This window comes from Streptomyces sp. NPDC026092 (genome assembly GCF_040638605.1).
Lineage (GTDB): Bacteria > Actinomycetota > Actinomycetes > Streptomycetales > Streptomycetaceae > Streptomyces.
Genome location: NZ_JBEZYN010000004.1, coordinates 155,260 through 175,628, shown reverse-complemented (window position 1 = coordinate 175,628; position 20,369 = coordinate 155,260). Strand labels below are relative to the sequence as shown.

Sequence of the window (20,369 nt, the reverse complement as noted above, 5' to 3'; positions counted from 1 at the left end):
ATCGAGCCCGTTGGAAACCTACTGCACCTGCCGCACCAACGCGGCAAGCTCGGCCTCCCGCGCGGAGACCTGCGCCAGCAGCTGCTCGGCGATCTCCTCGAGAAGCCGATCGGGGTCGTCGGGCGCCATCCGCAGCATCGCGCCGATCGCGCTGTCCTCCAGCTCCCGGGCGACCAGGGTCAGCAACTCCTTGCGGTGCGACAGCCACTCGAGGCGCGCGTACAGCTCCTCGCTCTCGCTGAGCTGCTCCGGCTCGGGCACCGGACCGGCCGCCCACTCGGCGGACAGCTCGCGCAGCAGCGCCACGTCACCGCGCGCGTAGGCCGCGTTGACCCGGGTGATGAACTCCTCACGCCGCCGGCGCTCGTCCTCCTCACGTGCCAGGTCCGGGTGGGCCTGCCGGGCCAGCTCGCGATACAGCTTCCGGGCCTCCTCACCGGGCCGGACCCGCTTCGGCGGCTGCACGGGCTGCTCGGTCAGCATCGCGGCGGCCTCGGGGGAGAGCCCGTCGGAGTCGATCCAGTCGTGGAAGAGCTCGTCGACACCGGGCATCGGCATGACGACGGCCCGCGCCTCCTGCGCCCGCCGCAGATCCTCGGGATCCCCGGTCCGCGCAGCGTGCGCCTCGGCGATCTGCGCGTCCAGCTCGTCGAGCCGCGCGTACATCGGCCCGAGCTTCTGGTGATGCAGCCGGGAGAAGTTGTCGACCTCGACGCGGAAGGTCTCCACCGCGATCTCGAACTCGATCAACGCCTGCTCGGCCACCCGAACAGCCTTCGCCAACCGAGCCTCGGGCCGCTCAGCACCGGACTCTCCGCCGACACCGGCCTCGGCCCCAGCACTCTCACCCACACCGGCACCAACCCCGGCACCCGAGTCCGAGCCCTCGCCCGCACCGGCACCGAGGTCAGAGCGTTGGCCCGCACCGGCACCGAGGTCCGAACCCTCGCCCACACCGACACCGACACCGGAGTCCGAGCCCTCGCCCGCACCGGCACCCAGGTCCGCGCCTTCACTCGCACCGGCGCCCGCGCCCAGGTCCGGGCCCTCGCCCGTACCCGCGCCTGCGGCCGGATCCACGTCCTGGTCCACGCCCACGTCCTCGCTCCGGTCCGTCACCCCACCAGCCTACGATCCCCGGGGGCCCCTCCCCCCCCTCCCTCCCCCCGCCCCGTCCCCCCGGTCCCCCGTGGCCCGTGGCAGCCCGTGATTCGGGCAGGCGTGGGCCGTCACACTCCGAGTTCGGCCGCGATCCGGCCGTCGCGTACCGCCGTCACCAGGTCGGTGTGGTCCGCCGTGGTGCGGTCGGCGTAGGCGACGGCGAAGGACGCGACGGACTCGTCGAGCTCCTCGCTCTTGCCGCAGTAGCCGGCTATCAGGCGCGGGTCGGCGCTGTGGGCGTGGGCGCGGGCCAGGAGCGCGCCGGTCATGCGGCCGTAGTCGTCGACCTGGTCGGGGGTGAGCGCGGCCGGGTCGACGCTGCCCTTGCGGTTGCGGAACTGGCGCACCTGGAACGGTCGCCCCTGCACCGTGGTCCAGCCGAGCAGGATGTCGCTGACGACCTGCATCCGCTTCTGTCCGAGCACCACGCGCCGTCCTTCGTGTCCCGCGTCCGGGACGGTGAAGCCGACGGCCGGCAGGTGCGGCAGCAGCGCGGACGGCCGGGCCTCCTTCACCTGGAGGACGAGCGGCTCGCCCCGGTGGTCGAGCAGCAGCACCACGTAGGAGCGGGTGCCGACGCTGCCGGTGCCGACGACGCGGAAGGCCACGTCGTGGACGGCGTACCGCGCGAGCAGGGGGAGCCGGTCCTCGGAGACGGTCTCCAGGTAGGAGCCGAGCGCGGCGGCGACGGCCGCCGCCTCCTCGTCCGGGACCCGCCGCAGTACCGGCAGGGCCTCGACGAACCGCCGGCCTCCGCCGTCGGCGTCGGTCACGGACTCGGTCGACTTGGCGGCGAAGCGTGCGCTGGTGTTGTTGCGGGCCTTGGCCGAGACGCGTTCGAGGGTGCCGAGCAGGTCGCGGGCGTCGGTGTGGGAGACGAGTTCCTCGTCGGCGATGGCGTTCCAGGCGTCGAGGGCGGGGAGCTTGGCCAGCAGGCGCATGGTCCGCCGGTAGGCGCCGACGGTGTCGAAGGCGGCGGCGCGGCAGGTGTCCTCGCTCGCGCCCGCTTCCCGTCCGGCGAGCACGAGTGAGGTGGCGAGTCGCTTGAGGTCCCATTCCCAGGGGCCGACGACGGTCTCGTCGAAGTCGTTGAGGTCGATGACGAGACGGCCGCGGGCGTCGCCGTAGAGGCCGAAGTTGGCCGCGTGCGCGTCGCCGCAGATCTGGGCGGCGACTCCGGTGACGGGGGAGCCGGCCAGGTCGTGGGCCATGAGTCCGGCGGAGCCGCGCAGGAACGCGAACGGGCTGGCGGCCATGCGGCCGACCCGTATGGGTGCCAGTTCCGGCACGCGGTCGCGGCTGGAGTCCTCGACGGCGCTGACGGCGTCGGGCCGGTCGGAGGAGAGGACGAACGTGTCGTGGCTGGTGCGGGGGACGCGTGTGCGCAGGGCCTTGCCCTGTTCCTTCGGGGAGTCGGTGACCCCCGCGGCGGATCGCAGGGCGAACCCCGGCACGTGCGGAACGCGCCCGCCGTCCGTGTCTCGCTGTCCCGGTACCGCTGCCCGGATCTCGCCCATGGGACGTCCTCCCCCGACTTTCGTGCTGTCCTTGCGTTCAACATCAACGGGATGACGGTACCGCCGGGTTCGACGAACCGTCTTCCCCTGTGGACAACGGCCTGTGGACAACCGATCACCTGGACGTCTTCGGGCCCGAAGATCTTCTTCGGCCCGTGGATCTCCCTCGGGCCCGTGGATCTGCTTCGGGCCCGTAGGTCTTCCTCGGTCCCTCAGGTCTTCCTCGGCCCGTAGATCTTCCTCAGACCCCGACCGTCTCCTCCATCTCCTCCTCGGCCGCGGCGGGTGCCGCAGGCACGGCGGGTGCGGCCGGGCGGCGGCGCGCTTCGGCCAGACCCGCGCACGCCATGACGGCGACTCCGGCGAGGAGCCAGAGCGCGAGGGTGAGGAGGTGTCCGCCCAGGGCGTGGCCGTCGAAGTAGACGTGGCTGCGGACGCCCTCGACGAAGCCGGCGCCGTTCCAGAAGGCGTGCAGGGCGCCGAAGAATCCGGGCTGCAGCTCGGGGCGGTAGATCCCGCCGGAGCTGGTGAAGTTGAGCATGACGAACAGGACCATCACGCCGAGGGTGGTCCAGCGGCGCAGGAAGGTGTGGAGTCCGACGCCGATCAGCAGGATGCCGGCCGAGTAGAGCCAGGACATCGCCCAGACTCCGCCGAGCCCGCGGTCGACGAGGTGGAACATCGGTCCGGCGAAGACCGTGCCGACGAGGCTGACGGCGAGGGACATGCCGGCGGCGAGCAGGGCGCGGATGCGCAGGGGCAGGACGGCTCCGGCGCCGCCGATGACGGCGACGGAGGCGTACGAGCCGATGCTGAGCGCCACCAGGAGGAAGAAGACGCCCTGTCCGGTGGGGTCGCCGTCGGAGACGGGGGCGGCGTCGGTGACCTTCAGGGGTGCGTCCTGTCCGGCGGCGACCTTGGTGAAGACCTTCTCGACGGCCATGGCGCTGGTGTCGGAGGATGCGGAGGCGACGAGCAGTTCGGGGCGGTCACCGGGGAGGTAGGCGCCGAAGGAGGTCTGCTCGCGCAGTGCGGTGACGGCGGTCTCGCGGTCAGGGACGGTACGGACGTCGAGGGCGCCGTCGCCCTTGTCGTGGAGGGTCTGGGCGAGGACCTGGGCGCTGGGTCCCGATCCGACGACGTCGACGCGCAGGTCGTGGGGCTGGGGGGCGTGGAACGCGCCGAGGTAGGCGAGGCCCATGCCGACGCACATCAGCAGCGGGGTGAGCAGATGTCCGAGCACATGGCGCAGCGCGCCCGCCGGCGCCGATCCCGCGGGCGCGGACGCAGTCCCGGGCGCGGATGGGAGTCCTGCGGACACCGAGCACCTCCATGGTTGGCTTTTACAACTGAATAACGCGTGCATCGTACACCTAAATGGCGGTTGTACTCTACAACTGAACCCCTGGCAGAAGCTGTGAACGATCCCCGGAGCGCACCATGACCGACGGCGACGACCCGCGCGAGGCCTCCGTCGACACCATCCAGCGCGAGCTCACGGCCTTCGCCCGCCGCGCCCGCGCCGCGGCCGCCCGGCTCCACCCGGATCTGCCGCTCGTCTCGTACACCCTGCTCGCCCACATCGACGACCAGCAGGGCTGCCGGGCCACCGACCTCGCCGCCCACTACCTGCTGGACAAGTCGACCGTCAGCCGCCAGATCGGCGGCCTGGAGAAGCTCGGCCTGGTCGAGCGCCGGCCTGACCCGGACGACCACCGGGTCCAGGTCCTCCATCCCACCGAGGCGGGCAGCCGCGTCCTGGCCGCCACCCAGGCGAGCCGGCACGCCGCCTACCAGGAGCGCCTGAAGGACTGGCCGGCCGAGGACCTCGCCCGCTTCGCCTCGTACCTCCTCCGCTACAACGCCGCCGGCACCGCAGGCCGCTGAAGCCCGGCGCCAAGAGCCCGGCGCCTAGGCCCCAGCCCCCCAGACCCAGCCCCTAAAGCCCGGCGTCGCGCGCCAGCAGCGCCGCCTGGACGCGGTTCTCGCAGCCCAGCTTCGCCAGGATCCGGCTGACGTACGTCTTCACGGTGGCCTCGCTCATGTGCAGGCGCCGTCCCGCGTCCGCGTTGGACAGCCCCTCGCCGAGAAGCGCGAGGACCTCGCGCTCCTTCTCGCTGAGCGCCGCCACCCGCCCCCTGGCCTGCTCGGCGCGCGCCACCTCACGGCCCGAGGCCAGCTGTTCCACCACGTGCCGGGTGGCGGCGGGCGAGAGATACGCGTCACCCGCCGCCGCGGCCCGTACGGCGCGGATCAGCTCGGCCGGTGCCGTGTCCTTGAGCAGGAACCCGGCGCCCCCGTGCTCCAGGGCCCGCAGCACGTTCTCCCGCTCGCCGAAGGTCGTCAGCACGATGACCCGCGTCGAGGGCGCCACCCGGCGCAGCTCCGGCAGTGCGGACAGTCCGTCGAGCACGGGCATCTGGATGTCGAGCAGCACCACGTCGGCCGCGTGCGCGCGCACGTGCTCGATGGCCTCCCGGCCGTTCGCCGCCTCCGCGACCACCTCGATGTCCTCGTCCGAGGTGAGGATCATCCTGATCCCGGCCCTGATCAGCGGCTCGTCGTCGGCGACCACGACCCTGATGCGCTGCCCTGCCACAGCTACTCCCCAACGGCTACCGGTTCGGGCGGGTCAGCGTTAGCGCTTGACCTCGTACGACTTCTTCTCGATCAGCTTGCCGTCCTTGAAGCAGAACCGGAAAACCGGCTCGGTCTCCACCTGTTCCCCCACCTCCGACGACATGAGCACCAGGCACTTCGATCCCTCGGGCTCCTCGGGTCCCTTGCCGTGCAGGCCGGTGGTCGTGATGGTGTCGCCGGACGGCAGCTGGTCGCGGACGTCCTTCTCCGCCGCCCCGACCTTTATCGCGTCGTACTCGGCCGGGTCGATCATGCCCTTCTCCAGCGATCCGACCAGGAAGTAGAGGCCGAAGCCGCCCGCGACGAGCAGCAGCACCAGGGCCGCGAACGCGATGCCGCATCCCAGCGCGACCCCGCTGCCCGTGCTCCTGTTCCTTCCCCCGTGCACCGCCATCGCCAGCTCCCGTTCCGTGAAGGTCCAGTCGGCCTGTCCGACCTGGACGGCACCACGGTGGCCCACGCGGAGATACGGCGACTGCTGCCGGAAGTCGTCGGCCGCATCGACCAAAGGCGCTGCTTCCACCACCCCATAGGGCAGCATCCCGGCGACCCGGAACCCCCCGCCGTCCGCCGGCCCCGCGTGGACGATGCCGCCGACGAGCCGGGCCCGCTCGTGCAGCCCGGTCAGCCCCTGGCCGCCGCTGACCACGTCCTCCGGGGCCTTCTCGGCCGACTCGTTGACGATCTCCACGACCAGGGAGTCCGGCTCGTACCGCAGTTCCACGTCGATGAGCGCGCCCGGCGCGTGCTTGTAGGCGTTGGTCAGCGCCTCCTGCACGATCCGGTACGCGGCGTGGTCCGCGGCCGGCGGCAGCGGCCGGTGGTCCCCGCTCCACCGCAGCTCCACCCGGTTCCCCGCGGCCCGGGCCGTCTCGACGAGCCCCTCGATACCGGCGGTCCCCCGTGCCGCCCGTCCCGAGCTGTCGCCCGCCCCCGCGGGCAGGGCCGCGGTCTCCGCACCGGCGTGGACGCCGTCGCGCAGGATGCCGACGACCTCACGCAGCTCGTGCATCGCGGTCACCGACGCGTTGCGCAGCACGCCCACGGCCTCCCGCTGGCGGTCGGTCAGCTCCCGGTCGACCTCCAGGGCGCCGGTGTGGACCGCGATCAGCGCGAGCTGGTGCCCGAGGCTGTCGTGCATGTCCTGGGCGATCCGCTGCCGTTCGAGGAGCCGCGCCTGCCCGACCACCATGGCGCGCTCGCGCAGCAGCTGGGCGTTGCCCTCCTGCAGGGCGTGCAGCAGGGTCCTGCGCTGTGTCCAGTACCGGTTGGCGAGGCCGGGCGCCAGGGTCGTCGCGAGGAAGTAGAGCGTCGACATGAAGACGACGGTCAGCGTCCGGTGCAGGTCCCAGATGTCGATCAGGCTCGTCGAGATGTTCAGTACGTACGCGACGGTGTAGGCGATCAGCGCCCGCCCGGCGCCGGCGATGTACCGGCCCGAGGACCAGCCGACGAGTATCAGCAGGACGAGGTAGCCGGGCACGACGGGTGCCAGGGCCGCGGTGACGATGAGCACAGTCCCGGGCAGCCTTCGGCGCAGCAGCGACAGCACGGCGGCCCCCAGGCCCACCCACGCCAGCCGCCATCCCTCGCCGCCCAGCAGTTCCTCGGTCCCGGCGGCGAGCAGCCCCATCACGAGGGCGAGCACCACCTCGCCGGCGGTCCTGCGCCTCGACCACATCCCGGGCGCCGCGAACCAGTCCCACGCGGCGCCGGCCCCCGCCCTGGTCTTCGCCCTGATCTTCGAAGTCGCGTCCACGCTCGCACCTTAGGCAGCGGCCCGTGCCGCCCGCGGCCCTCTTTCGTCGCGCCCCGCATCGACGAACGTCGCATACCTCACACCGCGCGATGCGACAACGCGGAAGCCCCGTAGGTCGATGACCTACGGGGCTTCCGTACTGGTGCGCGAGGGGGGAGTTGAACCCCCACGCCCTTGCGGGCACTGGAACCTGAATCCAGCGCGTCTGCCTATTCCGCCACCCGCGCATTGGGTGTGCTCCGGGCTCCCTCACCGCTGTTTTCGGTGCGATCGCCTGGCGACATCTGAAGATTAGCACGTCGCGGACGGTGGATTCACATCCGTTGTTTGACCCCCCGCCCGAGCGAACAGGGACAGTGGGAGACGGGCCGACGGACCCCACGGGAGGCCCGGCGGGCAGACCGGCCGAGAGAAGCCGGCGGGAGAAGGAGGAAGCGACGGGCAGCCCGGGGCGAGGAGAAGACGGACGCCCCAGGGCGGGGAGAAGAAGAGACGAAGAGTGGACGGGTAACGGGAGGAACGGGACGGACCGCACCCACCGCGCGGCCCCACTCCTCCTGCTCGCTCGCCGGGTGCGGGACACTGTCCAGGGGCCGCCTCTACGATCCGTGGGGAAAGCCTGTGAGAGGTGACACTCGTCCACAGGGCAGAGAAGGGGAACCAGCCGATTTCCCGACGCGTGGATACGATCAGTAAGCAGTACCAGGACGACAACGACGGAGGAGGTGCCCCATGGGAGTCCTGAAGCGTTTCGAACAGCGGCTCGAAGGTCTGGTCAACGGCACCTTCGCCAAGGTCTTCAAGTCCGAGGTCCAGCCCGTCGAGATCGCGGGCGCTCTCCAGCGCGAGTGCGACAACAACGCGACGATCTGGAACCGCGAGCGGACCGTCGTCCCCAACGACTTCATCGTCGAGCTGAGCACGCCCGACTTCGAGCGTCTCAGCCCGTACTCGGGCCAGCTCGGCGACGAGCTCGCCGGCCTGGTCCGCGACTACGCCAAGCAGCAGCGGTACACCTTCATGGGCCCGATCAAGGTCCACCTGGAGAAGGCCGACGACCTCGACACCGGTCTGTACCGCGTGCGCAGCCGCACGCTCGCGTCGAGTTCGTCACAGCAGCAGGCGCCCGCCGCGGGCCCCCAGCAGGGCGGCCAGGCACCGGGCGGCTACGGCTACCCCCCGGCCGGCGCTCCGCCGATGCCCGCGGCCCCGCCGCCGGGCGCGGGCGGCGCCCAGCGCCCCGGCCACGCGCCCGGCCAGGCAGGGCACGCTCCGGGTCACGCACCCGGCCAGGCGTCCGCCGGCCGTCCCACGGCCGGTGGCCCCGGCCCCATGCCTTCCTCCGGCGCCCAGGTGCGCCGGTGGATCGAGATCAACGGCACCCGCCATCAGATCTCCCGCCCGACTCTGGTCCTTGGCCGCAGCACCGACGCGGACGTGAGGATCGACGATCCCGGCGTCTCCCGCCGGCACTGCGAGATCCGGACCGGAACGCCCTCGACGATCCAGGATCTCGGATCCACCAACGGCATCGTGGTGGACGGGCAGCACACCACCCGCGCTACGCTCCGCGACGGCTCGCGGATCGTCGTGGGCAGCACCACCATCGTTTACCGGCAAGCCGAAGGGTGAAGCGGGGGCAATGTCAGAGCTGACCCTGACGGTCATGCGGCTGGGTTTCCTGGCCGTTCTGTGGCTGTTCGTGATCGTGGCCGTCCAGGTCATTCGGAGCGACCTGTTCGGCACGCGTGTCACGCAGCGCGGTTCGCGCCGCCAGGACGCCCGTCCGCAGCAGAACACGCGCCAGGCGGCCCAGCCGCCGCAGCAGCGTGGCCAGCAGAGCGGGGGTGGCGGCCGACAGCGCCGCGGCGCCCCGACCAAACTCGTCGTCTCCGAGGGGACGCTGACCGGCACGACGGTCGCCCTGCAGGGGCAGACCATCACGCTGGGCCGCGCCCACGACTCGACGATCGTGCTGGACGACGACTACGCCTCCAGCAGGCACGCGAGGATCTACCCGGACCGGGACGGCCAGTGGATCGTCGAGGATCTCGGGTCCACCAACGGCACGTATCTCGACCGGAACCGGCTCACCACCGCCACGCCGATTCCGCTGGGCGCGCCGATCCGCATCGGCAAGACCGTCATCGAGCTGCGGAAGTAGTGCTACGTCATGTATGAGTGCGAGCGGAGCGAGCGGGCCGGGGCGGTCCCCACGACGGACCGCGCGGCGGACCGTCGGGTCCGTACCGCGTACCGGCTCCCGACCGGAGGGTGGGCAGTGTGGCTCGAGACCGGCTGTACCCCGAGGCGACGCCGACAGGGCAGGTGCGCATGAGCCTGTCACTGCGCTTCGCCGCCGGGTCGCACAAGGGCATGATCCGCGAGGGCAACGAGGACTCCGGCTACGCCGGTCCGCGGCTGCTCGCCATCGCCGACGGCATGGGCGGCCAGGCCGCCGGCGAGGTCGCCTCCTCCGAGGTGATCTCGACCCTGGTCACCCTCGACGACGACGTCCCGAGCTCCGACATCCTCACGTCGCTCGGCGCCGCGGTGCAGCGCGCCAACGACCAGCTGCGGATGATGGTCGAGGAGGACCCCCAGCTGGAGGGCATGGGCACCACGCTCACCGCCCTGCTGTGGACGGGCCAGCGCCTCGGCCTCGTGCACGTCGGCGACTCCCGGGCGTACCTGCTGCGGGAAGGGGTGCTCACGCAGATCACCCAGGACCACACGTGGGTGCAGCGGCTCGTCGACGAGGGCCGGATCACCGAGGAAGAGGCCACGACCCACCCGCAGCGCTCGCTCCTGATGCGTGCGCTCGGCAGCGGTGACCATGTCGAGCCGGATCTGTCGATCCGTGAGGTCCGGGCCGGCGACCGGTATCTGATCTGCTCCGACGGGCTGTCCGGAGTCGTCTCTCACCAGACGATGGAGGACACCCTCGCCAGCTACCAGGGCCCGCAGGAGACCGTGCAGGAGCTGATCCAGCTCGCGCTGCGCGGCGGCGGCCCCGACAACATCACCGTGATCGTCGCCGACGTCCTCGACGTCGACGGCGGCGACACCCTCGCCGGTCAGCTCAGCGACACCCCGGTCATCGTCGGCGCGGTCGCCGAGAACCAGGTGCAGCAGGCCGACGGCGGGGCGATGCAGACCCCGGCCGGCCGGGCCTCCGGCCTGGGCCGCACGGCGCCGCACCAGCAGCCCTCCGGCGGGCAGCCGCCCCAGGGCTTCGGCCCGCCCGGCAGCGGCGACGACCACGGCTACGGCGGGATGCCGCCGCAGGGCTCCTTCGGGACGTACACGGACGAGGACTTCGAGAAGTTCGAGAAGCCGCGGACCGGCCTGAAGTGGCTGAAGCGGATCTTCTTCCTGGGCCTCGCGGTCGGCGTCGTCGGCGGCGGTCTGTACGGCGGCTGGCGCTGGACGCAGACGCAGTACTACGTCGGTTCCAAGGACCAGCACGTCGCGCTGTACCAGGGCATCAGCCAGGACCTGGCGTGGGTCTCGCTGTCGGAGGTGGAGAAGGACCACCCCGAGATCGAACTCAAGTACCTGCCGGAGTACCAGCGCAAGCAGGTCGAGGAGACCATCGCGGGCGGCAGCCTCGGCAAGGCCGAGACGAAGATCGCGGAGCTCGCCGCGCAGGCCTCGGCGTGCAAGAAGACCGAGCAGCGCCGTGAGGCCGCCGAGAAGGCCGCCGACCAGGCGAGCAAGCCGCCCGCCGACGGCTCGTCCCCCGACTCCAAGCCCAGCACAGCCGCTCCCTCCCCGGGCCCGACCCTCACGGCGGACGAGCAGAAGCTGGCCTCGAACTGCGGCAAGCAGTAAGCACCCGTAGGGGGCCTTTCACCACCATGAGCGTTGTCACCAACACGACCACCATCGGCGCGATCGAGGCGCCGAGCCGCCGGAACACCGAGCTCGCGCTGCTCGCGTTCGCCGTCGTCATCCCGGTCTTCGCGTACCTCAACGTCGGTCTGGCGATCGACGGCGAGGTGCCGTCCGGCATGCTCGGCTACGGCCTCGGCCTCGGCCTGCTCGCCACCGTCGCGCACCTCGTGGTGCGCAAGTTCGCGCCCTACGCGGACCCGCTGCTGCTGCCGCTCGCGACGCTGCTGAACGGCATGGGCCTGGTGCTGATCTGGCGCCTCGACCAGTCGCCGCGCATCATCGCGCGGTACAAGACGTTCAGCCCGGACGCCCCGAACCAGATGCTGTACTCGGCGATCGCCATCGCCATGTTCGTGGGTGTGCTGATGCTCCTGAAGGACCACCGGGTCCTGCAGCGCTACACGTACATCTCGATGGTCGCGGCGCTCGTCCTGCTGCTGCTGCCGCTGGTGCCGGGCCTCGGCGCGGACGTCTTCGGCGCCAAGATCTGGATCAGGGTCGGCGGATTCTCCATCCAGCCCGGTGAGTTCGCCAAGATCGTCCTGGCGGTGTTCTTCTCCGGCTATCTCATGGTGAAACGCGATGCGCTGGCTCTCGCCAGTCGCCGCTTCATGGGCCTCTACCTGCCCCGTGGCCGTGACCTCGGCCCGATCCTGACGATCTGGGCCGTCAGCCTCCTCATCCTGATCTTCGAGAACGACCTCGGTACGTCGCTGCTGTTCTTCGGCATGTTCGTGATCATGCTGTACGTGGCGACGGAGCGGACCAGCTGGATCGTCATGGGTCTGGCGATGTCCGTCGCCGGTGCCGTCGGTGTGGCCTCGTTCGCCGGACACGTCCAGGCCCGTGTGGACGCCTGGGCGGACCCCTTCGCCTGCGCCAAGGAGGTCGCGGCCTGCGACCAGATGACGCAGGTGCTGATGTCCTTCGGCTCCGGCGGCATCCTCGGCACCGGCCTCGGCCAGGGCAACTCCGACCTCATCGGCTTCGCCGCCAACTCCGACTTCATCTTCGCGACCGTCGGCGAAGAGCTCGGCCTGACCGGCGTGATGGTCTTCCTGCTCTTCTACGGCCTGATCATCGAGCGCGGTGTCCGCACCGCCCTGGCGGCCCGCGACCCGTTCGGCAAGCTGCTCGCGATGGGCCTCTCCGGCGCGTTCGCGCTGCAGATCTTCGTCGTCGCCGGCGGTGTGATGGGGCTCATCCCGCTGACCGGTATGACGATGCCGTTCCTCGCGTACGGCGGATCCTCCGTGATCGCCAACTGGGCCCTGATCGGCATCCTGATCCGGATCAGCGACACCGCGCGCCGCCCGGCGCCCGCCCCCGCACCGTCCCCCGACGCCGAGATGACCCAGGTGGTCCGTCCGTGAACAAGCCCCTGCGCCGGGTCGCGATCTTCTGCGGCCTGCTGGTCCTCGCCCTGCTGATCCGGGACAACTGGCTGCAGTACGTCCGCGCGGACGAGCTGAACGCGCACCCGAGCAACAAGCGGGTGCAGATCGAGCGGTACGCCAACGAGCGCGGCAACATCATCGTGGACGGCAAGCCGATCACGGGCTCGGTCGACTCCCAGGACCCGTACTACCGCTTCAAGCGCACCTACACCGACGGCCCGATGTGGGCACCGGTGACCGGCTACGCCTCGCAGGCGTACGACGCCAACCAGATCGAGAAGATCGAGGACGGCATCCTCACCGGCAACGACGACCGGCTCTTCTTCGACCGCACCCTGTCGATGTTCACGGGTGGCAAGAAGAAGGGCGGCAACGTCGTCACGACGCTGAACGGCGCCGCCCAGAAGGCCGCCTTCGAGGGCCTCGGCAACAAGACGGGCGCCGTCGTCGCGATCGAGCCGAAGACCGGCAAGATCCTCGCGCTCGCCTCCACCCCCTCGTACGACCCCTCGACCTTCGCCGGCTACTCCGCGAAGGACGAGAAGGCGTGGGTCGCGCTGGAGGAGGACAAGAACAAGCCGAAGCTGAACCGCGCGCTGCGCGAGATCTACCCGCCCGGCTCCGTCTTCAAGGTCGTCACGGCGGCCGCGGCGCTGGAGAACGGCAAGGTCACGGACATCAACGCGCAGACGACCACGCCGGAGCCGTACAACCTGCCGACCACCCGCGTGCCGATGAAGAACCACGCGTCCGGGTGTGAGAACGCCAGCCTGAACCAGGCCATGAAGGTCTCCTGCAACTCGGTCTTCGCGAAGCTCGGCGACGAGGTCGGCCGGGACAAGATGGTCGAAATGGCCGAGAAGTTCGGTTTCAACGCCGAGCAGTTCACTCCGGTCCGCTCGGCCGCCTCGGTCTACGACAAGAAGGCCGACCGTCCCGGTAACGCGCTGTCCTCGATCGGCCAGTTCAACACCGCGACCTCGCCGCTCCAGATGGCCATGGTCACCGCCGCGATCGCCAACGACGGCAAGCTGATGAAGCCGTACATGATCGACAAGCTGGAGTCCCCGAACGTCGACGTCATCAAGCAGAACGAGCCGGAGGAGATGAGCCGCCCGGTCTCCGCGGAGACCGCGCAGAAGCTCCAGCAGATGATGGAGACCGTCGTCAGCGAGGGCACCGGCGGCAAGGCCGACGTCAATATGAACGGCGTGAAGGTCGGCGGCAAGACGGGTACGGCCCAGCACGGCGAGAAGAACGCCAAGCGCCCCTACGCCTGGTTCATCTCCTACGCCAAGACCGACCAGGGCTCCCCGGTCGCGGTCGCGGTCATCGTCGAGGACTCCGCAGGCACGAACCGCGAGGACATCTCCGGTGGCGGTCTCGCCGGCCCGATCGCCAGGGACGTGATGAAGGCGGTACTGAAGAGCAGGAGCTGACCTTGCGGCCTGGCACCGGCCAGGTACCGGTCAGGTATCAGGATGCGGCCACGGGCGGATCCCCTTCTCGTGGCCGGTAGCCTTTGCGCGAACAGCACACCGCCGGACCACACACGGGTGCGGTCGGGACAGACGGAGAGGGCTGGATCAGTTATGGAAGAGCCGCGTCGCCTCGGCGGCCGGTACGAGCTGGGCTCGGTGCTCGGCCGTGGTGGCATGGCAGAGGTCTACCTCGCCCACGACACCCGGCTCGGCCGCACCGTCGCCGTGAAGACGCTGCGGGCCGACCTCGCCCGCGACCCGTCCTTCCAGGCCCGGTTCCGCCGTGAGGCCCAGTCGGCCGCCTCGCTCAACCACCCGGCGATCGTCGCGGTCTACGACACCGGCGAGGACTACGTCGACGGGGTCTCCATCCCGTACATCGTGATGGAGTACGTCGACGGCTCGACCCTCCGCGAGCTGCTGCACTCCGGGCGCAAACTGCTGCCCGAGCGCACGCTCGAGATGACGGTCGGCATCCTCCAGGCGCTGGAGTACTCGCACCGCGCCGGCATCGTGCACCGTGACATCAAGCCGGCGAACGTCATGCTGACGCGCACCGGCCAGGTCAAGGTCATGGACTTCGGCATCGCGCGCGCCATGGGCGACGCGGGCATGACCATGACGCAGACCGCCGCGGTCATCGGCACGGCCCAGTACCTCTCCCCGGAGCAGGCCAAGGGCGAGCAGGTCGACGCCCGCTCCGACCTGTACTCCACCGGCTGCCTGCTGTACGAGCTCCTGACCGTCCGGCCGCCGTTCATCGGCGACTCCCCGGTCGCGGTCGCCTACCAGCACGTACGGGAAGAGCCGCAGCCGCCGAGCAACTTCGACCCCGAGATCACGCCCAACATGGACGCCATCGTCCTGAAGGCGCTGGTCAAGGACCCCGACTACCGCTACCAGTCCGCCGACGAGATGCGCGCCGACATCGAGGCCTGCCTCGACGGCCAGCCCGTCGCGGCCGCGGCGGCGATGGGCGCGGCGGCGTACGGCGGCGGTTACGGCAACGGCTACGGCGGCTACGCCCCGGAGGACCAGCCGACGACCGCCCTGCGCCAGGCCGACCCGGCCGGCCAGACCTCCATGCTTCCGCCGATCAACCCGGACGACGGTGGCTACGGCTACGACGACCGCCCGGACCGCCGTCGCCAGAAGAAGTCGAACACCTCGACGATCCTGCTGGTGCTCGCGGGCATCCTGGTCCTGGTCGGCGCGATCCTCATCGGTCGCTCGATCTTCGACACCAAGGAAGACCCGCAGCAGGTGACGATCCCGTCCCTGGTCGGCCACACCCTCCAGGAGGCCGAGTCCTCGGCGAAGAACGCCCAGGTCAAGGTCGCCCAGGCGAGCACCGAGCGGTGCGAGCAGCCGAAGGGCAAGATCTGCAGCCAGACGCCCGTGGCGGACGGCACGGCGAAGATGACCGTCGGCGAGACGATCTCGGTCGTCGTCTCCGAGGGCGCGCCGCAGATCGAGGTCCCGGACGTTCTCGAGAAGTCCCAGGAGAGCGCTGAGCAGCTCCTGAAGGACAAGGGCTTCAAGGTCGTCGTCAAGCAGGAGGAGTCCGACGAGGACCCGGGCAAGGTCCTGAAGCAGAGCCCGGACGGCGGCGCCAAGGCGGAGCAGAACTCCGAGGTCACGATCACGGTCGCGAAGCAGGAGAAGTCGCAGCTGCCGGACGTCACGGGTCGGAGCTACGACCAGGCCGTCCAGGACCTCAAGACGCTCGGCTTCGAGAACGTCGCCCGCCAGGACGAGGACTCGCAGCAGCCGGCCGGCACGGTCACCGGGATGACCCCGAGCGGCAACACCGACCAGCCGAAGAACGTCCAGATCACGCTGAAGGTCTCCAAGGGCCCGCAGCAGACGGCGACGACGATCCCGACGGGTCTGACGGGCAGGACGTTCGACGAGGTGAAGGCGCAGCTGGAGGCTCTCGGCCTGGTCGTGCAGCAGCAGGGCTCGGACAAGGGTGACGCCAGGGTCTTCGGCACGAACCCGCCGGAGGGCAGCCAGGTCACCACCGGCCAGACGATCACCGTCTTCTCGACGGGCGGTGGCGGTAACAACAACGGTGGCAACAACGGCGGCGGCTTCTTCGACTAGCAGCCCCACCGACGCACCAGCGCACGAGAGAGCCCCGGCATCCGGAAGGATGCCGGGGCTCTCCGCGTACCCGGAACGCATGCGGTCCCGTCAGCGAAGCTCCGCCGGCGGGGTGCGGTCCGCGTCGACCTTCTCCGTGCGGACCAGTTCGCCCCAGACGATGTAGCGGAAGTCCGAGGTGTACATCGGTGTGCAGGTCGTCAGCGTGATGTAGCGGCCCGGCTTCGCCTTGCCCGATTCCTTCGGGACCGGCTGGAGGACGTCCACGTTGTACTTCGTCGTCTCCGGCAGGCTCTTGTAGACCTTGTAGACGAACCACGTGTCCTTGGACTCGAAGACGATCGAGTCGCCGTTCTTCAACTTGTGGATGTTGTGGAACTTCGCCCCGTGCCCGTCGCGGTGCGCGGCCAGCGTGAAGTTGCCCTGCTTGTCCTGCGGGAGGGCCGACTTCACGGGGTCGGTGTAGTACCCGGCGACACCGTTGTTCAGCGTCTTGCTGTCGGTGCCCTTCTTCACGAGTATCTCGCCGCCGCCCATCTTCGGGACGTGCAGGAAGCCGATGCCGTCCTTGGTGTCCAGGGCGCCGGGGCCGGCCGCCCAGTTGTCGCGGACCTGGGTGCCGTCCTTGTCGGCGGCGCGGTCGGCGAGGACGTTCGTCCACCACAGCGAGTAGACGACGAAGAGACCGAGCACCAGGCCCGCGGTGATGAGGAGTTCACCGAAGACACTGATGGCTCCGGCGATCCGGTTGCGCGCACGTGACACTGCGTCGTCCCGTCCTGAGGTGTGGGGTCGTAAGTCCGTCGGCTCTCAGCCTAGGAGCGCGTCCGGCTTTCCCTTGCTGCGCGGGCGTTCCTCGACCATCTTGCCCCACACGATCATCCGGTACGTACTGGTGAATTCGGGCGTACAGGTCGTCAGCGTGATGTAGCGACCGGGCTGCTTGAAGCCGGACTGCTTCGGCACCGGGTCGATCACCGAGACGTTCGACGGCGCCGTCTGCGGCAGGATGCTCGCCATCTCGTACGTGTAGTACGCGTCCTGCGTCTCCACGACGATCGGGTCCCCGGGCTCCAACTGGTTGATGTACCGGAAGGGTTCGCCGTGGGTGTTGCGGTGCCCCGCCACCGCGAAGTTGCCCTGCCTGTCGCCGGGCATCGCCGTCTTCAGGGTGCCCTCGCTGTAGTGGCCGACCATGCCCCGGTCCAGGACCTTGGGCTTGCTGATGCCCTCGGCGACGGGGACGACCACGTCCAGTTTGGGGATGTACATGATGGCGAAGCCCTGTCCGGGCTCGAACGCGCCCGGCGCCCTGCCCTTGGACCAGGCGTCCTCGATCTGTCCCTTGGCCTGGTTCGCCTGCTGATCGGCCCGGACGTTCGTCCACCACAGCTGGTACGTGACGAAGAGCAGCATCACGACGCCGAAGGTGATGAACAGCTCGCCCACGACCCGGCTGGCGACGACGCCGACGCTCTCCTTCGCCGCCCGCGCCGCGCGCCGCGCCTCGACGCGGGACATCGGAGCGGCGGGCGTCTCGGAGTCCGGCTCGGACGCCGGACCGCCGCCCCTACGGCCCTTGCCCTTGGCCGCGCGCCTGCGTTCCGCCCTGCCGGGGCCGGCAAGCGGCGTCACGGCCGTCTCAGGCGTTCCGGCGGGCTCCACGGTCCGCAGACCCATCGTCTCGTCCCGAGGCTCGTAGGCGGCCTCGTAGGGCTCCTCCGGTGCCTCGTACGGAGTCTCCGAGACGGGGGCCGGGCTCGTCGGCACGGGCTCCGGTATCGGCTCGTACGCGTACGGCTGCTGATCCGGGTACTCCTGCGCGTCCGGATACTCCTGCGCGTCCGGGTACGGCTGCTGATCCGGGTACTGCTGCTGGTACGGGTACTGCTGCTGGTACGGGTACGCCGACTGCTCGTACGCCGGTATCGCCTCCGGCTGCGGAGGCACGGGCTCCTGCTCGTTCTCCGGCACGTTCGTCGCCCGGAACCACGGCGACCCCGTCGTCACGCGACGGCCTTGCCCACCACCGGCGCGAGCCCCGCCGACCGGCCCACCGCCCCCTTGTCGCCGCACCGCTCCAGCCAGTTGGCGAGCATCAGGTGGCCGTGCTCCGTGAGCACCGACTCGGGGTGGAACTGGACGCCCTCGACGTCCCGTTCGCGGTGGCGCAGGCCCATGATGATGCCGTCCTCCGTGCGGGCCGTGACCTCGAGCTCGGCCGGCAGCGTCGCGGGTTCGGCGGCCAGCGAGTGGTACCGGGTCGCCGTGAACGGCGACGGCAGGCCCGCGAAGACGCCCTGGCCCTCGTGCGTGACGAGCGAGGTCTTGCCGTGCAGCAGTTCGGGGGCGCGGTCCACGACACCGCCGTACGCCACGGCCATCGACTGCATGCCCAGGCAGACGCCGAAGACGGGCACCCCGGTCTCGGCGCAGTGGCGCACCATGTCGACACAGACACCGGCCTGTTCGGGCGCGCCAGGGCCGGGCGAGAGCAGGACGCCGTCGAAGCCGTCCTGGGCGTGGCTCAGCTCGACCTCGTCGTTGCGCAGCACTTCGCACTCGGCGCCGAGCTGGTACAGGTACTGAACGAGGTTGAAGACGAAGCTGTCGTAGTTGTCGACGACGAGAATCCGCGCGCTCACTGGCCGTCCACCGTCACATCGTTGAACGGAAGCAGAGGCTCCGCCCAGGGGAACACGTACTGGAAGAGGGCGTAGACGACCCCCAGGACGAGAACGAGTGAGATGAGGGCCCGTACCCACGCGTTGCCCGGCAGATGCCGCCAGATCCAGCCGTACATGACGTCCGCTGCCCCTTCCGTTCGTTACGGGCACCAGAGTACGGGGCGATGGATCGTTGAGGGGTCAGCCCGCCAAAGCCGGTGGCTTGCCCTGCGTCACAGGCTGGGTGGCGTCCAGGTGCGCCCAGACGATCAGCCGGTGGCTGCTGCCCCACTCCGGCTCGCAGGTGGTGAGGGTGAGATAGCGGCCCGGACCGTCGAAACCTGACTTGCGCGGCACGGGGTCGATCACGCCGACGTCGGTGGGGACGGTGCGGTACGGGGCGCGCTCGATCCGGTACGTGTACCAGGTGGTGCCGTCGGTCAGGACGACCGCGTCACCCGGCCGCAGCCGGGGGAAGTCCTTGAACGGATCTCCGTACGTGCGCCGGTGGCCCGCCACGGAGAAGTTGCCGGTCCGGCCGAGGCGGGCGGTGGCGGCGTAGTGGCCGAGGCCCTTCTTGAGGACTCCGGGGGAGGTTCCCTCCAGGACGGGCCACTCCCAGTCCTTGCCGAGCCGCGGGACGTACATGACGGCGATGCCCCGGCCGGCCCGGTACGGCTCGGGGGGCGGCGCCGCGGTGACGGTCTCGGCGACCGGCCGGTCCACCCACTCCCGCTCCAGGCTGTCGATCTGCCCGGCCGTCGCGCTCTCGGCCTGTACGCCGGTCCAGAACATGACGTACACCACGAAGAGGACGATCACGGTCCCGACGGTGAGGCACAGCTCGCTGAACGTCCGGACGATCAGTCGCAGCGCCACCGGCCGGACCTCCCCGCAGTCAGCGCAGTCAGCTCACAGGCTTCGCGTAGTGGAGATCCACTGTGCCCGAGTAGCCGGGAAGAGTCACCGCCTTGTGCTCGTCCACTTTCCAGCCGAGCCCGTAGGCCTTCACGTACAGCCGGTAGTTCTGCACGGCCGGCGAGTCGGCGAGCGACTTGGCGAGCTTTCCCCGGTCACCCACTGCGGTGATCTTGTACGGCGGTGAGTAGACCCGGCCCTGGAGGATCAGGGTGTTGCCCACGCAGCGGACGGCGCTGGTGGAGATGAGCCGCTGGTCCATGACCTTGATGCCCTGGGCGCCGCCCTGCCAGAGCGCGTTCACGACCGCCTGGAGGTCCTGCTGGTGGATGACGAGGTCGTTGGCGCCCGGCTCGGGGTAGCCGGGAGCGGCCTGGGCGTTCGGCGGGGCGTCGTTCAGGGTGACGGTGAGGCCGGGGCCCGAGGTCTCCGTGGTCCCCGCCGCGTTCTCCAGGGCCCGCAGCCGGGCGTCCTCGGCGCTCGTGGAGCCGTCGTCGCGGGCGGCGAGGGAGTCGACCTGGTCGCGCAGGGCGGCGGTGGACTCGTCCAGGCCGGCGTTCTTGTGGCTGCGTTCCTGGATCAGGTCGGAGAGCCTGAGGAGCGAGGCGTCCGTCCGGATGTTCGTACCCTTGGCAGTGTTGAAGCTGGTCACGAAGATCAGCCCGGCAAGGGCGAAGACGGCAGCGGTCAGCACTCGGACGGGGCGCCACCTGGTGGGTCGGCCCGGCCCGGAGGAAGAGTCGGCAGAATTGCTCAACGTACCCTGATCCCCTTCGGTGCCGTGGAAGCACTACGCTAACGGACGCCCGGGGGACGCAGTGGTCTCC

At 70.3% G+C, this 20,369-nt stretch carries 18 protein-coding genes and 1 tRNA gene; 7 read left to right on the top strand and 12 right to left on the bottom strand.

The features are described from left to right. Window positions 1-18: 18 nt before the first annotated feature. The 3 genes from AB0F56_RS08065 to AB0F56_RS08055 form a co-directional block, all read right to left on the bottom strand. Complete coding sequence (locus AB0F56_RS08065) at window positions 19-852, bottom strand: hypothetical protein (RefSeq protein ID WP_362006125.1); 834 nt, start codon at window positions 850-852, stop codon at window positions 19-21. A gap of 377 nt (window positions 853-1,229) precedes the next feature. Next, complete coding sequence (locus AB0F56_RS08060; protein WP_362005470.1) at window positions 1,230-2,678, bottom strand: DUF2252 domain-containing protein; 1,449 nt, start codon at window positions 2,676-2,678, stop codon at window positions 1,230-1,232. A gap of 241 nt (window positions 2,679-2,919) precedes the next feature. Next, on the bottom strand, window positions 2,920-3,999 hold the full coding sequence (locus AB0F56_RS08055; protein WP_362005467.1) for a hypothetical protein: 1,080 nt from the start codon (window positions 3,997-3,999) through the stop codon (window positions 2,920-2,922). A gap of 119 nt (window positions 4,000-4,118) precedes the next feature. On the opposite strand from AB0F56_RS08055, the gene AB0F56_RS08050 reads away from it, so the two are divergent. Further along, on the top strand, window positions 4,119-4,565 hold the full coding sequence (locus AB0F56_RS08050; protein ID WP_362005465.1) for a MarR family winged helix-turn-helix transcriptional regulator: 447 nt from the start codon (window positions 4,119-4,121) through the stop codon (window positions 4,563-4,565). Window positions 4,566-4,617: 52 nt separating this feature from the next. Here AB0F56_RS08050 and AB0F56_RS08045 read toward each other — a convergent pair whose 3' ends face one another. From AB0F56_RS08045 to AB0F56_RS08035, 3 genes are all read right to left on the bottom strand, one after another. Beyond that, window positions 4,618-5,277, bottom strand: coding sequence for a response regulator transcription factor (locus tag AB0F56_RS08045; RefSeq protein WP_362005462.1), 660 nt, complete (start codon window positions 5,275-5,277; stop codon window positions 4,618-4,620). A 39-nt stretch (window positions 5,278-5,316) separates the two neighbouring features. Further along, the gene (locus tag AB0F56_RS08040; RefSeq protein WP_362006123.1) at window positions 5,317-6,999 is read right to left on the bottom strand and encodes a histidine kinase; all 1,683 of its coding nucleotides are present in this window, start codon (window positions 6,997-6,999) and stop codon (window positions 5,317-5,319) included. A 218-nt stretch (window positions 7,000-7,217) separates the two neighbouring features. Beyond that, a tRNA-Leu gene (locus AB0F56_RS08035) sits at window positions 7,218-7,304 on the bottom strand. Window positions 7,305-7,809: 505 nt separating this feature from the next. Between AB0F56_RS08035 and AB0F56_RS08030 the strand changes: the two genes are divergently transcribed. The 6 genes from AB0F56_RS08030 (at window position 7,810) to pknB (ending at window position 15,958) form a co-directional block, all read left to right on the top strand. Then, the gene (locus AB0F56_RS08030) at window positions 7,810-8,709 is read left to right on the top strand and encodes a DUF3662 and FHA domain-containing protein (protein ID WP_362005460.1); all 900 of its coding nucleotides are present in this window, start codon (window positions 7,810-7,812) and stop codon (window positions 8,707-8,709) included. Between the two features lie 10 nt (window positions 8,710-8,719). Next, window positions 8,720-9,241: an FHA domain-containing protein gene (locus tag AB0F56_RS08025; RefSeq protein WP_362005457.1), complete on the top strand. Its 522-nt coding sequence runs from the start codon at window positions 8,720-8,722 to the stop codon at window positions 9,239-9,241. A 170-nt stretch (window positions 9,242-9,411) separates the two neighbouring features. Next, window positions 9,412-10,911 carry a Stp1/IreP family PP2C-type Ser/Thr phosphatase gene (locus AB0F56_RS08020; protein WP_362005455.1) on the top strand — a complete coding sequence of 500 codons (1,500 nt, stop codon included), beginning with the start codon at window positions 9,412-9,414 and terminating at the stop codon, window positions 10,909-10,911. 26 nt (window positions 10,912-10,937) lie between these two features. Beyond that, window positions 10,938-12,347, top strand: a complete 1,410-nt coding sequence (locus AB0F56_RS08015) for an FtsW/RodA/SpoVE family cell cycle protein (RefSeq protein WP_362005452.1) — start codon at window positions 10,938-10,940, stop codon at window positions 12,345-12,347. Beyond that, window positions 12,344-13,810, top strand: coding sequence for a penicillin-binding transpeptidase domain-containing protein (locus AB0F56_RS08010; RefSeq protein ID WP_362005449.1), 1,467 nt, complete (start codon window positions 12,344-12,346; stop codon window positions 13,808-13,810). The genes AB0F56_RS08015 and AB0F56_RS08010 overlap by 4 nt, the downstream gene beginning before the upstream one ends. Before the next feature lie 153 nt (window positions 13,811-13,963). Beyond that, complete coding sequence (gene pknB / locus AB0F56_RS08005) at window positions 13,964-15,958, top strand: Stk1 family PASTA domain-containing Ser/Thr kinase (protein WP_362005446.1); 1,995 nt, start codon at window positions 13,964-13,966, stop codon at window positions 15,956-15,958. A 90-nt stretch (window positions 15,959-16,048) separates the two neighbouring features. Here the strand turns inward: pknB and AB0F56_RS08000 are convergent, their stop codons facing one another. From AB0F56_RS08000 to AB0F56_RS07975, 6 genes are all read right to left on the bottom strand, one after another. Beyond that, window positions 16,049-16,723: a class E sortase gene (locus AB0F56_RS08000; protein ID WP_362005443.1), complete on the bottom strand. Its 675-nt coding sequence runs from the start codon at window positions 16,721-16,723 to the stop codon at window positions 16,049-16,051. Window positions 16,724-16,768: 45 nt separating this feature from the next. Then, window positions 16,769-17,968, bottom strand: a complete 1,200-nt coding sequence (locus tag AB0F56_RS07995; RefSeq protein WP_362005441.1) for a class E sortase — start codon at window positions 17,966-17,968, stop codon at window positions 16,769-16,771. Further along, a complete protein-coding gene (locus AB0F56_RS07990; RefSeq protein WP_362005439.1) occupies window positions 17,965-18,603 on the bottom strand; it encodes an aminodeoxychorismate/anthranilate synthase component II in 639 nt (212 codons plus the stop codon). Before AB0F56_RS07990 ends, AB0F56_RS07995 begins: the two co-directional genes overlap by 4 nt. After that, the gene (locus AB0F56_RS07985) at window positions 18,600-18,761 is read right to left on the bottom strand and encodes a hypothetical protein (protein ID WP_362005436.1); all 162 of its coding nucleotides are present in this window, start codon (window positions 18,759-18,761) and stop codon (window positions 18,600-18,602) included. The genes AB0F56_RS07990 and AB0F56_RS07985 overlap by 4 nt, the downstream gene beginning before the upstream one ends. Window positions 18,762-18,825: 64 nt before the next feature. Continuing rightward, window positions 18,826-19,503, bottom strand: coding sequence for a class E sortase (locus AB0F56_RS07980; RefSeq protein WP_362005433.1), 678 nt, complete (start codon window positions 19,501-19,503; stop codon window positions 18,826-18,828). A 28-nt stretch (window positions 19,504-19,531) separates the two neighbouring features. Continuing rightward, window positions 19,532-20,299: a DUF881 domain-containing protein gene (locus AB0F56_RS07975; protein WP_362005430.1), complete on the bottom strand. Its 768-nt coding sequence runs from the start codon at window positions 20,297-20,299 to the stop codon at window positions 19,532-19,534. Between the last annotated feature and the right edge of the window lie 70 nt (window positions 20,300-20,369).

Coding starts and splice junctions, on each gene's coding strand:
- AB0F56_RS08020 (WP_362005455.1), top strand. CDS start 9,412: ATGAGCCTGTCACTGCGCTTCGCCGCCGGGTCGCACAAGGGCATGATC.
- AB0F56_RS08060 (WP_362005470.1), bottom strand. CDS start 2,678: ATGGGCGAGATCCGGGCAGCGGTACCGGGACAGCGAGACACGGACGGC.
- AB0F56_RS08025 (WP_362005457.1), top strand. CDS start 8,720: ATGTCAGAGCTGACCCTGACGGTCATGCGGCTGGGTTTCCTGGCCGTT.
- AB0F56_RS08040 (WP_362006123.1), bottom strand. CDS start 6,999: ATGTGGTCGAGGCGCAGGACCGCCGGCGAGGTGGTGCTCGCCCTCGTG.
- AB0F56_RS08015 (WP_362005452.1), top strand. CDS start 10,938: ATGAGCGTTGTCACCAACACGACCACCATCGGCGCGATCGAGGCGCCG.
- AB0F56_RS08050 (WP_362005465.1), top strand. CDS start 4,119: ATGACCGACGGCGACGACCCGCGCGAGGCCTCCGTCGACACCATCCAG.
- AB0F56_RS08030 (WP_362005460.1), top strand. CDS start 7,810: ATGGGAGTCCTGAAGCGTTTCGAACAGCGGCTCGAAGGTCTGGTCAAC.
- AB0F56_RS07985 (WP_362005436.1), bottom strand. CDS start 18,761: ATGTACGGCTGGATCTGGCGGCATCTGCCGGGCAACGCGTGGGTACGG.
- pknB (WP_362005446.1), top strand. CDS start 13,964: ATGGAAGAGCCGCGTCGCCTCGGCGGCCGGTACGAGCTGGGCTCGGTG.